Source organism: Oscillatoria sp. HE19RPO (assembly GCF_024220515.1).
GTDB lineage: Bacteria > Cyanobacteriota > Cyanobacteriia > Cyanobacteriales > Laspinemataceae > Laspinema.
In genome coordinates this window covers 1-13,934 of record NZ_JAMXOT010000067.1, presented here as the reverse complement: position 1 = coordinate 13,934, position 13,934 = coordinate 1, and the positions used below count along the sequence as shown (strand labels likewise).

13 protein-coding genes are annotated in these 13,934 nt (G+C 50.2%); 5 read left to right on the top strand and 8 right to left on the bottom strand.

The window, feature by feature from the left end; genetic code table 11:
• Window positions 1-214: 214 nt before the first annotated feature.
• The 3 genes from NG833_RS07255 to murC all read right to left on the bottom strand — a co-directional run bounded on the left by NG833_RS07255 (window position 215) and on the right by murC (window position 3,613).
• Window positions 215-565 carry a YbaB/EbfC family nucleoid-associated protein gene (locus NG833_RS07255; RefSeq protein ID WP_015146989.1) on the bottom strand — a complete coding sequence of 117 codons (351 nt, stop codon included), beginning with the start codon at window positions 563-565 and terminating at the stop codon, window positions 215-217.
• Window positions 566-932: 367 nt separating this feature from the next.
• Window positions 933-1,949 carry a UDP-N-acetylmuramate dehydrogenase gene (gene murB / locus NG833_RS07250; protein ID WP_254564632.1) on the bottom strand — a complete coding sequence of 339 codons (1,017 nt, stop codon included), beginning with the start codon at window positions 1,947-1,949 and terminating at the stop codon, window positions 933-935.
• Between the two features lie 107 nt (window positions 1,950-2,056).
• A complete protein-coding gene (gene murC, locus NG833_RS07245; RefSeq protein ID WP_254564631.1) occupies window positions 2,057-3,613 on the bottom strand; it encodes a UDP-N-acetylmuramate--L-alanine ligase in 1,557 nt (518 codons plus the stop codon).
• A 500-nt stretch (window positions 3,614-4,113) separates the two neighbouring features.
• Here murC and nadD point away from each other — a divergent pair, with 500 nt between their 5' ends.
• Both nadD and NG833_RS07235 read left to right on the top strand, forming a co-directional pair.
• Window positions 4,114-4,923, top strand: coding sequence for a nicotinate (nicotinamide) nucleotide adenylyltransferase (gene nadD, locus NG833_RS07240; RefSeq protein ID WP_254564630.1), 810 nt, complete (start codon window positions 4,114-4,116; stop codon window positions 4,921-4,923).
• A gap of 87 nt (window positions 4,924-5,010) precedes the next feature.
• A complete protein-coding gene (locus NG833_RS07235; RefSeq protein ID WP_254564629.1) occupies window positions 5,011-6,027 on the top strand; it encodes a type I glyceraldehyde-3-phosphate dehydrogenase in 1,017 nt (338 codons plus the stop codon).
• A 68-nt stretch (window positions 6,028-6,095) separates the two neighbouring features.
• Here NG833_RS07235 and thiL read toward each other — a convergent pair whose 3' ends face one another.
• The 3 genes from thiL to NG833_RS07220 form a co-directional block, all read right to left on the bottom strand.
• Entirely contained in the window at window positions 6,096-7,115 is a 1,020-nt protein-coding gene (thiL, locus tag NG833_RS07230; protein ID WP_254564628.1) for a thiamine-phosphate kinase, read from the bottom strand.
• Between the two features lie 316 nt (window positions 7,116-7,431).
• A complete protein-coding gene (locus NG833_RS07225) occupies window positions 7,432-8,112 on the bottom strand; it encodes a class I SAM-dependent methyltransferase (RefSeq protein WP_254564627.1) in 681 nt (226 codons plus the stop codon).
• Between the two features lie 460 nt (window positions 8,113-8,572).
• Window positions 8,573-9,718 carry a peptidylprolyl isomerase gene (locus tag NG833_RS07220; RefSeq protein WP_254564626.1) on the bottom strand — a complete coding sequence of 382 codons (1,146 nt, stop codon included), beginning with the start codon at window positions 9,716-9,718 and terminating at the stop codon, window positions 8,573-8,575.
• A gap of 194 nt (window positions 9,719-9,912) precedes the next feature.
• Here NG833_RS07220 and efp point away from each other — a divergent pair, with 194 nt between their 5' ends.
• The 3 genes from efp to NG833_RS07205 all read left to right on the top strand — a co-directional run bounded on the left by efp (window position 9,913) and on the right by NG833_RS07205 (window position 11,725).
• Entirely contained in the window at window positions 9,913-10,473 is a 561-nt protein-coding gene (gene efp / locus NG833_RS07215) for an elongation factor P (protein WP_254564625.1), read from the top strand.
• Window positions 10,474-10,669: 196 nt separating this feature from the next.
• Complete coding sequence (gene accB, locus NG833_RS07210) at window positions 10,670-11,221, top strand: acetyl-CoA carboxylase biotin carboxyl carrier protein (RefSeq protein WP_254564624.1); 552 nt, start codon at window positions 10,670-10,672, stop codon at window positions 11,219-11,221.
• Window positions 11,222-11,371: 150 nt separating this feature from the next.
• Window positions 11,372-11,725 (top strand): helix-turn-helix transcriptional regulator, encoded by a 354-nt coding sequence (locus NG833_RS07205; RefSeq protein WP_254564633.1) that lies wholly within the window; start codon window positions 11,372-11,374, stop codon window positions 11,723-11,725.
• Window positions 11,726-11,874: 149 nt separating this feature from the next.
• Here the strand turns inward: NG833_RS07205 and NG833_RS07200 are convergent, their stop codons facing one another.
• Both NG833_RS07200 and NG833_RS07195 read right to left on the bottom strand, forming a co-directional pair.
• Window positions 11,875-12,528: a GerMN domain-containing protein gene (locus NG833_RS07200; protein WP_254564623.1), complete on the bottom strand. Its 654-nt coding sequence runs from the start codon at window positions 12,526-12,528 to the stop codon at window positions 11,875-11,877.
• Between the two features lie 266 nt (window positions 12,529-12,794).
• Window positions 12,795-13,625: a DUF2993 domain-containing protein gene (locus NG833_RS07195; protein WP_254564622.1), complete on the bottom strand. Its 831-nt coding sequence runs from the start codon at window positions 13,623-13,625 to the stop codon at window positions 12,795-12,797.
• Window positions 13,626-13,934: the final 309 nt, after the last annotated feature.

The following is a 13,934-nucleotide window of genomic DNA, read 5'->3' as shown; positions in this document are numbered from 1 at the left end:
GGCCTGGGGCGCAGAGGCTTTGCAGCTTGCAACTGTGGATGAAACGCTAAAAACGTTAATGACTACATTGTAGCACTAAGGGATAGGCAAGGGATAGGCGGTTAAAACCGCTCGTTCGTTTTTCCTCTGCGCTCTAAAGAGCGCAGTTCCCAAACATCTCGGAGTTTTATATGGATTAGACTCGATACAAAGACGACTGCCTGAGCTATAGCAGTTACAGACCGGGCAGATTGAGCCCACCTGTTAATTCTTCCATCCGTTCGCGCATGGTTGCGGTGGATTTATTATATGCATCTGTCATCGCAACGGCAACCAGTTCGGAAACCACTTCGGCTCCTTCCCCCAGAGCATCGGGGGAAATTTCGACCCGACGGGGTTCTTGGTTGCCGCTTAAAACGACTTTAACCAAACCACCACCGGCTTCTCCGATGACTTCGAGTTCATCTAATTCTTCTTGAAGCTTTTTAGCACCTTCTTGTACTTGTTGAGCTTTTTTGAAGGCTTCAGTCAGCTCTTTCATTTTGCCGAGACCGAAACCAAATCCTCCCTGTCCTTTTCCTGCCATAACGGGTTAACTCTGTATGGGTTCAAATCGATGTTGACATGATTGAGCGGCGCGATCGCTGCTGTGGATTCTTGGTTCTTCCAGGGGACTGACCCTAAAATAGTCTCCTAAAACTAGGAGACTTTTAGGAGACAAGTGCCGCTTTCTCCAAGCATTTTGCCCTTGATGTTAAGAGCCAGTTCCGGTGTGCCTCACCGTACTGTGGAGTGCTGAAGCTCTGGCGCTTTAACGTCAGAATCAGACCCTCGTGGGCATTACCCTTAGCAATACTACCACGCGATAATTGCAGTATGCCATTGACCCAGCCGGGGGGATGAGCGGGTGTTATGCCGAACCATCGGGTGCGATCGCCTGTCAATCGATGAGGTTACAGGGCTTGAAACTCGCCAATCGTGCGAACTTCTGGTTCTAAAAGTACAGCCCAATGTTCCTCAACTCGCGATTGAACATACCGAATCAACTGGAAAATATCGCTGGCTTTTGCGCCGCCACAATTGACAATAAAGTTGGCATGACGTTCAGCAACCTGAGCGCTGCCAATCTGATATCCTTTAAGTCCGGCTTGCTCAATTAACCATCCGGCCCCTCGGTATCCGTCAGGATTGCGGAAGACACTGCCACAACTGGGCAGGTGATAGGGTTGGGTGGATTTGCGATGTTCGAGTTGTTCGGAGGTGGTAGCTTGGACCTGAGCGGGGTCCGCTCCGGGTTTGAGTTGAAAAGTGGCCTCGGTGACTAGGCGATCGCCCCCTTGGAGGACCGAGGTGCGATAGCTATACCCCAACTCTTCCGGGGTGAGGGTGGAGATGCTTCCCTGGCGGGACACCACCTGAGTCTTTACTAAAATCTCCGAGGCACAACTCCCGTGAGCACCGGCATTCATCACGACAGCTCCCCCGACGGTACCGGGAATTCCCACGGCCCACTCCAGTCCTTCCCATCCCAATTGAGCCGCTTGCCAAGCCAGACGAGGCAGGGACTGACCTGCGGCAACGGTGACTTGCCCGGTTTCGGGATTAAAGCGGCTATAGCGCAGATGGCGGGTAGAAATCGCCAAACCGGGAATGCCGCGATCGCTAACTAACAGATTAGAACCCGCACCCAAGAAGGTGACGGGTAATCCTTCAGCCTTGGCCCATTCTAAACAGGCTTGGACCTCTTCTATCTGTTTAGGTGCAACGTACCATTCAGCAGGACCTCCTACTCGAAAGGAGGTAAAGGTTGATAAGGAAACATTGGACTTAATCTGACAAGCGGTTCCGGCTAAATAAATAGACTGGGAGCGATCCCGATCCCCGTTGACGGGAGTCAGATGTGGATTCTTGGCCGGTTGCTTAACCACGGAAGGGCTGAGGATGCGTACAGTATCGGAGGAAAGAGTCATGATAATCCAGGTGCTTAAATCCCTATAGACCACTGTTTATGAACGTCAATCATCCAGGGTATTTCGAGGAGAGATCGCCCTCCTGTTCCCTAGAAACTTACTGGCGTTCAGGCTCGATGGCGTGCTTCTGCCAGAGCCGTTTGCTCGACCTGTTGATGAAATGCCATGACTTCCGGAATGATCTGATTCAAATTACCAGCCCCCAGAAATAAGGCGAGGTCACCCGGGAGCAAGGCTTCGCTAAGAAACTCGCTCACATCAGACATAGAAGGACTGTAATGCACCCGAGGATGATGAGCGGCGATTTCGTCGGCGACTTGTTGTCCGCTCAGTTGAAATTCATTCGCTTCCCCGGCACTGTAAATGTCGGTCACCAGGACTAAATCAGCATCGCTGAATGATTCAGCAAACTCGGCTAAAAATGCCCGAGTTCGGCTGTAACGATGGGGTTGAAATACGGCGACAACGCGACTGGCACGAGAACGCAATCCTTTGGTTTGCAGACTCGCTGCATGGAGGGTGGCCCGAATTTCACTGGGGTGATGGGCGTAGTCATCTACAAATTGGATGTCATTGTAGGTACCTCGGGTCTCAAACCGGCGACAAGCGCCCTCGAATGTAGCAATTTCCCGGGCAATGGTGGCGAAGTCTAAACCGACCAAGCGTCCGACGGCAACGACGGCTAGAGCGTTACTCAGGTTATGGGCACCGAGGAGGGAAATGGACAGTTGGCCGAGAATTTGACCTCTCTCCCAAACCCTCGCGGTGGTGCCGTCGGCTCTATAAGCGATACAGTCTACGGTGTAGTCGGCACCGGAATCGAGGTTGAGGCTGTAGGAGATGCCCGGTTGAATGCGATCGCGCACGGTGGGGCAATCAATACATCCGACTAATTCGGTGCAGCGCTCTTTAAAGGTTTCAAAAATCTCGATGACTTGATCCAAGCTTTGGTAATGGTCCGGATGGTCCAGTTCGATGTTGGTCACCACGCCAATTTTTGCCGAGAGTTTGGCGAGGGTCCCATCGGATTCGTCCGCTTCTGCCACTAGATAGGGTCCTTCTCCCAGACGAGCGTTCCCTTCCCAGGCTTTGACTTCTCCCCCGACCACAATTGTGGGGTCTAAACCGGCCTTTAACAGCACATAAGCCAGCATTGAACTGGTTGTGGTCTTCCCGTGGGTTCCGGCAACGGCAATACTTTGATATTCGGATATTAAAGCAGCCAGTAAGTCGGAGCGGTGAAAGATGGGACAACCCGAGTCTAAAGCGGCTTGATATTCGCTATTGGCTCCATCGATCGCCGTTGAGCAAATCACTTGCGGCAAATTAACTGGGGAGGGAATGCCGTTGGCGGCTAATCTGACGGGTTTCGGCGCGATCGCCGGTAAACCTCCCGACCCCTCCTTGTTTGCTGAACTCAAAACTGCCGCTTCATCGGTTGAGGCGTTGGTTTGTCGGTAAAAATCCAGGTTGCTGGCATCTTGACGCCAAAAAATTTGCGCTCCATTTTCTTGCAAGCGCTGAGTGATATGGCTAGACCGAATATCGGATCCAAATACCGGGACCTGCCGTTTTGCTAAAATGTAGGCAAGCGCTGACATTCCGATTCCACCGATTCCGATGAAATGAAAGGGTTTGCCACTTAGATCGATAGAATTGTGCATTGTAAGCTCCTTACACACCACACCACGCCAATAACACGCGATATCATATCAAGAATTGTTTTTGTACGATACAGTCATAACAGAAATTGAGCGCTCTCCCTGAAGAATCATTTTTCGATTCTAGTGTCGAATACACCCGATCCGTAGTCTTTTCCCGAGATTTTTCTAGGGTTAAACCTTTTTGGTGTGTTTACCATAACCGATGGTCAAGAAAAACGGAAAATCACTCGGGATTCCCAAAGTGAGCGAATAACCTCACCTAAGTTAGGTTAAAGTACGCTCCTGAAACGTCGCAGAACAAAGGGGAAAGCACTCTTCCTATCGCACAAGTGCCTCCATCGGTTGCTAGGGGGTTTCCGGAAAAAATACCATTAAAACGCAGGAATAGGAAATCACAGCGGGTTATGATGGCGATGATTGGTGAGCTTCGGAGCCTCCAATCCAAGGGAAAATGACCGACCTCAAGTAACAGCCATCTCCAACCAAGTTTACGGGAAAGAATGCAGCCTGAGCCGATCAAAAAAAGAGCGATTTTAGGCGGAACCTTTGACCCGATTCATTGGGGGCATTTGGGAATCGCTTACGCCGCCTTAGAACAGGTGGGATTACACCAGATTATATGGGTTAGCGATCGCCACAAGCGCGATCCCCGTCAGCAATCCCAGGTCGAATTTGAGCATCGCCAGGAAATGGTCCGGTTGGCGACTGCCCCAGAACCCGCCTTTTGCCTCGGTCCACCGCCCCCTACTGACCCCAAAGCTGGGTATGCGATCGTCACCGGACAAACCCTCCAACAGCGCTATCCGGATAGCCAATGGTATTGGATTATCGGGGCCGACGCCTTTTCTACCCTGCCGAAATGGTATCGTGCTTCTGAACTGGTTGAGGCTTTTGAGTGGTTGGTTGCACCGCGATCGCTATCCCAACCCCAGGTCAATTCCCCCGAAAAAACTCCCTTGTTCATGGAAATCTCCCCCCTAAACCTTCAGGAAGGACAGCCTACTTTTCACTCCACTGTAGGTACAAATCCCTCGAACCACCAGGACAACACCGCGCCGATCAAAACCGAGCAGATTTGCCAACAAGTCGCGATCGCCTTTAAGACCCGACAGATTACTCTGCGCTGGCAAATTTTACAATCCCAAACCCTGCCGATCTCTTCAACCTTACTGCGTCGCCATTGGTGCGACTGGCCCAAAATCCGCACCTGGGTTCCCGAACCCGTCCAAATTTATATCCAAACTCACCACCTTTATCAGAACCCACAGTACCCGCTACCACCGCACTCTAGCTCGATCCCCAGACTTTAAAAAATCTGATCGAAATTGACACCTGTTGCGATATGATTGGGTTCATTACGTTAGGCAGTTTTACATTAAAGAAAGGGGCAAGACGCAGTGATTAGAGTAGCGATTAACGGTTTTGGACGTATCGGACGCAACTTCCTGCGCTGCTGGTTAACCAGATCCAACAGCCAACTCGAACTGGTCGGTGTAAACGATACCTCCGACCCAAGCACCAACGCCCATCTACTCAAATATGATTCCATGTTGGGAACGTTGGATGCTGACATTAGTGCCGATGAAAACTCCATTACTGTCAACGGCAAGACCATTAAATGTGTCTCCGATCGCAATCCCTTAAACTTGCCCTGGGCTGCTTGGGGAGTTGATTTGGTTATTGAATCCACCGGGGTCTTCGTAACCGAAGAAGGTGCCTCAAAGCATATTCAAGCAGGTGCAAAAAAGGTGTTGATTACTGCTCCTGGAAAAGGTAGCAAAGTTGGCACTTTTGTCATGGGAGTGAACCATGACAAGTACGACCCCAACGAGTACAACATCGTCAGTAATGCCAGTTGTACAACGAACTGTTTGGCTCCCATCGTTAAGGTCATTAATGACAACTTTGGCATCATCAAAGGCATGATGACCACAACCCACAGCTACACTGGCGACCAACGGTTGCTTGATGCCAGCCACCGGGATGTCCGTCGGGCACGTGCTGCGGCACTCAATATCGTCCCGACTTCCACTGGTGCAGCTAAAGCCGTGGCTTTAGTCATTCCAGAGATGGCCGGTAAGTTGAACGGGATCGCGATGCGGGTGCCAACACCGAACGTTTCGGTCGTGGATTTTGTGGCTCAAGTCGAGAAAAATACCTTTGCCGAACAAGTCAATGAAGTCTTAGAAGCAGCGGCTAAAGGTTCGATGAAAGGCATTTTGGAATACAGTGATGAACCTTTAGTTTCCTCTGACTATAAAGGTCATGATGCATCGTCTATTGTCGATGCCAGCTTGACTATGGTCATGGATGGAAACATGGTGAAAGTCATCGGCTGGTACGATAATGAGTGGGGTTACTCTCAGCGTGTGGTTGATTTAGCCGAACTCGTCGCTCAAAAATGGCAAGCATAAAATTAAGCGGGCAATGAGTTTTGATGTCGGACTGATTCGTTCACCGTTCAAAACTCATCACCTTCAGCTTAAAAATGCTGAAAACTCAAACTTTGGGTGATCACTTCGTCAGCATAAGCACCAGTGGAGTCAGTTAGACAAACCCTGGTGCTTTTTGTTAGGGTCCCGACAATCGCCGCCCCGTTTCCAACCCGTTCTACAAACTCACGCGCTACCGGAGGGGGTAAGCACAGCACGAGTTCAAAATCTTCTCCCCCGTACAAGGCCCACTCCACGGCCCGTTCTTCCCCCACTCTCTGCTTCAAACTCCCTGGCACCGGAATTAAACCCCGGTCTAGAGTCGCCCCAACCCCACTCGATCGCGCAATTTGCACGATCGCATCGGCTAACCCATCAGAACTATCCATTCCCGCAATCTCTCCTTCTTCCCCCATCACCTCCCACAAAATCGGGACCACATCCAGTCGTGGATGCGGACGCTGATGGGCGGTAATTAATTCCCGAATCTCCTCTTCTAACCAATCCTTTCCTGTTTCCGGATGCAGCAATAATTCTAATCCCGCACGGGAGGCTCCATGCACCCCAGTTACAACGATCGCATCCCCCGGTTTCCCATTCTGCCGCCGAATCGTCCGGTCCGTTGGCACCCACCCAAAAGCCGTAATCGAAATCACATTCACCGGCGCTTTACAAACATCCCCACCGGCGATCGCTGTCTGATAAGCATCCAAACAACTCACCATCCCGGTATAAACGCCCTCCACCCAAGACACAGGAGTATCCCCCTGCAATCCTAAACTGACGGTAATTGCTAAGGGAGTAGCACCCATTGCGGCTAAATCCGATAAATTCGCCGCTGCCGCGCGCCACCCCACATCTTCAGCGGAGGTGGTGCGATCGCTAAAATGCACCCCATCCACCAACATATCCGTCGTTACCACCAACGACCGATTCGCTTCCGGTGTCATGGCGATCGCTGCTGCATCATCCCCCACCCACTCTGGTGGACAAAATCGATGCAATCGTTTCAACAGTCCCTGTTCCCCCAACTCTCGAACCGAAGGGGAATTTTCTGGCTTTTTGTTCACCCCGTTTCTAACCTCCCCAAAATAGTAGACCTCTTGCAGAAATCTCTTAAGCCCCCCTTGTTAAGGGTACCCTTGTTAAGGGGGGTTGGGGGGATCGCTCAGCAACCTATGCAAGAAGTCTAATATTTTAGAGATAGCTGTGGGTGGCTATTGTTGGGAGACGCGCTAAAATCGCAAGTTTATATATTGTTGGCAATCTGCAATATGAAGTTGGGGATTGAGGCGGCGACAATAGCCCTCTTGCAGAAATCTCTTAAGCCCCCCTTTTTTAGGGGGTTGGGGGGATCGCTCCGCAACCCGTGCAAGAGGTCTATTATTAACTTTTAATAATGGTTGGTGCCATTATTTGATTATTAGACCAATATAAACAATCAGTTGGAGGATTTACAGAAACGAGTTCACCGGAAAAATTTGTAAAGCCAGCTTTTAAAAGATATGCCTTATATTTTGGAATAAAGTTTAACTCCCCAGAGTAGTGGGTGAAAACGCCTCCAGTCTTTAGAAGTCTATAAGCTTCAGAAAAGAAAGAAAATCTTGCAGTAGGAAGTTCCTTTAATGTAATAGGGTAGGTGTCAAATAAAATTCCATCAAAAAACTCATCATCAAAGTTACTTGAAATATCTTCCCAAAAACCTGAATGTAAAATAGTAGGACACTTCGCAGACTTTGCAAAACCCTTCAGTCGTTCAAAAATGTGATCGTTAGCTTCAATAATATGATGTTCTTCCAATAGAGCTTCTTGAATGTATGATGCTGCAATCCCCAAACCGAAACCCACTTCCAGAACTCGTCCCCCATTCATAGTCGCAATTTCTGCAAGCTTTTTCATGTAAGGATCTTCCCATCTTTGCATTACAGGATGCCCAGCTATTTCTAGCCTAACGTCATCTACATAAATATCTTCTGTTTTCCACTGTTCTCGTTGCTTCACAAAAGGAAGCTGTGCTATAGGGTGGGATTCTCTGTCAAACATTTTTACTCCAAATTGCATTTGCATTATAACTATTCTAGATTATCCCTCTTCTGTCATAAAGAGGGATATCGCTTGATTGACTACTACTTTAGCGAGCTGTCTGCGATTTGCCCATAAATTAAACAAAACTTTACAGTAAAGTCTAGTGGAAAAACCCACTAGACTTCTGCTTTGAAACTGCTGCAAATCGTCAGTTTCTGAGGGAGCATCTCAATTTTGCCTAAAACCCAGTCTGACCTCTCCCCCGGTGCCCCCTCCCCACCTCTCCCCAGCCCTCTCCACCCCTCCTAAGGCCCTCCCCTAAGAGCAGAGGGAGGTATAAGGAATGAATGTCTTTGCGGGAGAGGGAGGGATAAGGAATAAATGTCTTTTCACCGAGGGGGGAATAAATGTCTTTCTCCCCCTTCCCTCGTAGGGAAGGGGGCTGGGGGGTTAGGTCTCTTGAACAAATTGAAATGCTCCCGTTTCTCTCAACCCTCAACCCTTAGCTAGTTTGGGCGGGAACGAAATTTTCCATGCCTTGGACCACTTTCATGGAGAGAATCTGATCCCCCTGTTTGAGCTTTTCTAAAATTTCCTTCCCTTCGACCACATAGCCAAAGACCGAATAGCGACCATCGAGCAAATTGAGACCTGCCGGGGTTAACTCCGGTTCAAACAGGAAGAAGAAAAACTGAGAAGAACCGCCATCGGGGTCATCTTCTGGGCGGGCCATTGCTACAGTTCCAAAGGCGGAGAAGGGGAGGACCGGCTGTTCTCGAAATCGTCCCGCCTCTTCCAAGGTAATCCCATAGGTGGGTTGAATATCTCCTCGGACGAGAACTTCCAGGGGAATATTGCGATATTCTCCGGTATCGGGGTCGATAAAGCCTTGGTCCGGTCCCACTGGGTCTCCGGTTTGGAGGACATAGAAATCTTCTGAGCGAATAAATTCTAGGCCATCGTAAAATCCGCGCTGGACGAGATCCACAAAGTTGCCGGAGGTTACTGGGGCGCTATATCCGTCTAGGACTACGGTCAGATTGCCTTTGTTGGTTTCGACAGCGACGGTGGCGCGGCCCAGGAGTTGAGGCAGATGGCTGTATTCTGCGGGGACTTCATAAGGGAATTTGGCGACCATCATCTCTTCGAGTTGGCCGACTAAATCCAGGAGGCGATCGCGGCCCTCCTGAGTGGCGGGTTTATCCTGAACCTCGACGGACGATCGCACGGTGCCAATTTCCTCTTTAATTTGGTCGAGGATAGCACTGGCGTTGGCTTGTTGAGATTCGGGAATATCCTCCAAGATATCCGCCTCGCGATTAGTAAAAATCCCGGCAGCTTTGGTCAGATCACTGGTGATGGGACTCCAGCGTTTCCCTCGCAGTTGCTGGGAAATATCTTCTAAGCTGCTTTGGGCCTCGCGCAGGGCTTGATTGTCAATGGGTAAGGCGTATCGCAACAGGGCTTTACCATCGGTGATGGCATTGCCTTGAGGCAGGACACTGGTGCGATTCGGTGTGGAACTGTTGCCGCCATCCCACCAGGCAGCGCTCAATCCCAGGGAAAGACTGGTCATCAGTACGACCAATAAAGCGGCTTTGAGGCCGCGTTGCCATAAATTTGTAATTTTTTTAGGTGAAGCCAGCATCAATATATCTCTGAATCCTTTTTAATCGGCATGGATCAATCTTCCCATACCGAGGGAAGTTGCACGGGGGCATCCCTAGGGAATTCTGATCGAGGATGGGAGGGGATCGGAAAGTTGCAATTTGATCCAATACCATTGCAGGGGAGAATTCGCGGTAAAATAAAATCCCGATTATTCTCCACGAATAAAGATTCATGATTTCCAGTAATGACTTTCGCACCGGCGTCACAATTGAATTAGATGGGGTTGTGTGGCGGGTGGTTGAATTCCTCCATGTCAAACCCGGTAAAGGCTCGGCCTTTGTTCGCACGAAATTAAAGAATGTCCAGACTGGCAGCGTGATTGAGCGCACGTTTCGTGCGGCAGAGAGCGTGCCACAAGCGACGTTAGAAAAAAATACGATGCAGTACACCTATAGAGAAGGTGAACAGTTAGTGTTTATGGATATGGGAACCTATGAAGAGACCCGTTTGAGTGAGCAGCAAATTGGCGATCGCGTCAAGTATCTCAAGGAAGGGATGGAAGTGAATGTCGTCCGTTGGGGCGAACAAGTGCTGGAAGTCGAGTTGCCTAACTCGGTGGTTTTGGAAGTGACGCAAACCGATCCGGGTATTAAAGGGGATACGGCAACGGGTGGCACTAAACCCGCGACGGTGGAAACTGGGGCTGAAGTGATGGTTCCGTTGTTCATTACGATCGGTGAACGGATTAAAATCGATACCCGTAACGATTCCTATCTGGGCCGAGAATCATAACGTTTCGCGCTTACCGACTAGCGGTCAGTCCTCTTGTGTCTTTGCACTCCGGAGAGTGGTGTTTATTCGCTCTCCTGGGCTGCTTTCGAGGCCGATCGCAGTGGGTCTATCCCGGGGATTTGAGGCGATCGCCCTGGGTTTGGCTGGATGGGGAAAAACTAAAGAATAACGTTGATTTTACGGGGTCAAAGAAACTGTGCAACTGGATTTAAGCCAACTGAGTGAGCTGCTTGGGGCTTTCAATGGAACGGATATTTCTGAGCTGATTTTAAAAAGTGGCGATTTTGAACTGACCCTACGCAAAGACCGGATGATTGCGGAGCGGGTGGGGATCCCGGTTGATCCGGGGTTGATTCCGATGGTTGAGGGAACTGGGGCGATCGCCCCTTCGGGTCCCCCGGTGGAGCCTGCTATTCCGACACCCCCTCCCTCGTCGGGGACCTCTGGGCCGACGGGGGGGAATGCTCCCGGTGCTCCGGCTCCCGCTCCGGTGACGAACGATCGCAAGTTTTTGGAGGTCATTTCCCCAATGGTGGGGACGTTCTATCGCTCTCCCTCTCCGGATGAACCGCCATTTGTGGCGATCGGCGATCGCATCAAACTCGGCCAAACCGTCTGCATCATTGAGGCGATGAAGTTGATGAATGAAATTGAGGCGGAGGTTTCCGGACAAGTGGTGGAAATTTTGGTCGAAAATGGCACTCCCGTGGAATACGGTCAGCCTTTGATGCGGATTAGCCCCGAGTAATGGTTTCGGTCGGTTGGGGTGAGTCGATTGTCTTGAGCGCAAGGCAATCGGCCCAACAGTCAGACCCGTTTAATTACTTAATTGTCATAAACCTGTTTACTGTTACAATGGAAACATAGAAAAATGGGTAATTCTTTAGGACCATTAGCCATGAAACGAGCGCAACCCTTACCCCCAGAGGTATTGCAACAAGTGGCGGAATATTTCAGTATTTTGAGTGAGCCCATGCGCTTGAAGCTCTTAAACTTACTCAGAGATGGTGAAAAATGTGTACAAGAATTAGTGGATGCCACTTCCACCAGTCAGGCCAATGTGTCTAAACATCTGAAAGTCATGCTGCAAGCCGGAATCCTCAGTCGTCGCACGGAAGGCACTTCGGCTTATTATCGGGTCGAAGATCCTTTGATTTTCGAGCTATGTAATCTAGTCTGCGATCGCCTTGCCGAACGGATTGAAGAACAAGCGCGTCAATTTCGCTCCTTGAGCTTGCATGGAAAACGATAAGCAAAAACCCACACCCTCAAGGGTGTGGGTTTTTACTTTGAAAACCGGATTCCAGAAAAACCCACACCCTCAAGGGTGGGGCTACAGGGACAAAGCCCGCCTGCGCGGGCGGAGGAGCGAAAACCGACTTTTACCAACCGGATTTGGGATTACAGGGGAAACTCGGACTCAAAAATAGTGCGGGTAATCGGCAGAGGAATCTCTAACCCTTCACCTCCCAATACTTCCAACGGTTCACCGCCGACGGAAATCCAGACGGAGGCATTTGGATCCAAGGTGGTCGCCGTATAAACCACCTGCCCTAATCTAGCGGTCATCGAGCTACTGCCACCCCCGGAGGTAAACTCAGGGGAGAGGTTGACATAGATGCCATTGTCCTTGACCTCGACATTCAGCACTTGGGTCCCCGAGGGAATTTCGCTAAAGCCAGCACTATTGGACGGTTGAGTCACTAACCGATCAAAGGCGGCTTTTAACACCGCCTCGGGTTGTTCCGTCGCCTGTACGGACACTGGGACAGAGGCTAATTCAAATTGGGTCCCGGTATCTTGGACCACATAAATTTGCACCGATTGCTCGACGGGATTGAGGGCTGTAGGAGGCGTTAAACTCGGGTCCTGGGTCACCTCAATGTTTACCCCGGGGTCCTGGGGTTGGGTGGGAGATGGAGTCATGCCATTGAGGGTGACGTCCTTTTGAGAATTCACCGCCCACCAAGCGGTGCCACCTCCGGCGGCGACAACGACAGCTCCTAGGGTGGCAATGACACCCAGGGGAATACGGCGAGTTTGTCCATTTTGCATATCAAAAGTTCTCCTCAACAGTTAAACAATATTGACTAATAAGAAATGCGGATTTGGTGGTTTTGAACTGAGGGTTCCCTTCGCATCCGGTACGCGGAATCCCCTGTTCTCATCCCTGAATTCTTCCCAGCCCTGAGCCGCTCATCGGGTTAATTGGCGATCGCCAATGCCTTAAGAACAAATAGCTACATCTTGATTAAAGAATTAAAGATGCCGGTAGACCTTGGCAAGAAACTACAAGGGAATCGGCTAAATTTCCAGAAAACTTACTCCGAAGTCAAGACTGACAACGCATCAGGCTGATCGATGCGAATAAAGGCGGCAATTTCTAGGCGATCGCTATCTAGCTCAAATTTTAAAACCCGGGCTAGTAATCCTCGCTCTTCATATTTTCTAAGGTCTAGGGCGCGATCGAGGATTCGGGAGAAAATGGTAATCAACTGAGCGGGGGCCTCTTCATTATTAATCTGGATGGTTGGGTTGACCGCTTGGATTCTTGCGCCATTAACCGAGGCTAACCCGGTCTCTAACAAGATTTGCACAGATTCATTATCCCGGCGGTCTGCAATTTCTAACTGGAAGCGCACTCGATTATTGGCTAAAAATTCGACCTCGGGATTGACTATTTGAAAGCGTTGGGGGTCGCTTTGGGCCTCGGGGTCATTGGTGCGGGTGAGCCCGATGCCGAGTTCTCGCAAGGGTTCAGCCGCAGCTTGCGATCGCAAGGCCCGATTAAGGTCGGCCTCGGTGATGACCACGCGCATCGCCCCTTGTAAGGGTTCCCGCAGAAAGCGCGGGATTGAGGTGGCGTCTTCTTGGTTGAGACGGTTAATATCGACGGCGATCGGGTCGCTTTCGATTTCCACGGTATCGATGCGAAGCTCTGGCGTGACGTACAATCCCCGCCCCGCAAAGCGTAACCGTTGGATATTCCCCCTCAGTAGGGCGTAGTTTGGCGCATTATCCAGTCGGACTTCCAACTGTTCGGCATCATGGAGGGCCTCACGAATATCTCCCTCAGCGATATTATCGAATGTCGCCCCAACGGGGGAGACTAAGGTGAGAATTCCGGTTAAAACCAGGGTCAATAATTCCATAATTTCTTGTTAACGAATTAGGCTAAGGCTGGGGGGAAACCCGTAATACGGAATACGCTACTGATAAGTCTATAAAAACGAGCCGCGTCAAGCTGTATTTGTCGGAGTAAATGCTTGCGCCCTGAGTTGGGCGCAAGCATTTACTCCGACAATCCGTTTTTATAGACCTTTAAGGGGATTCCAACAAATAAATCATCCTTGCTTTGATGCGATCGCACCTAACAAGGCTCTTTTAGCCCGCGCAGGCACCGCTTTGTCCGTGTAGCCCCAGGCTTGAGCCTGCGGGTTTTTTGAAGGTTTTATTTTTTG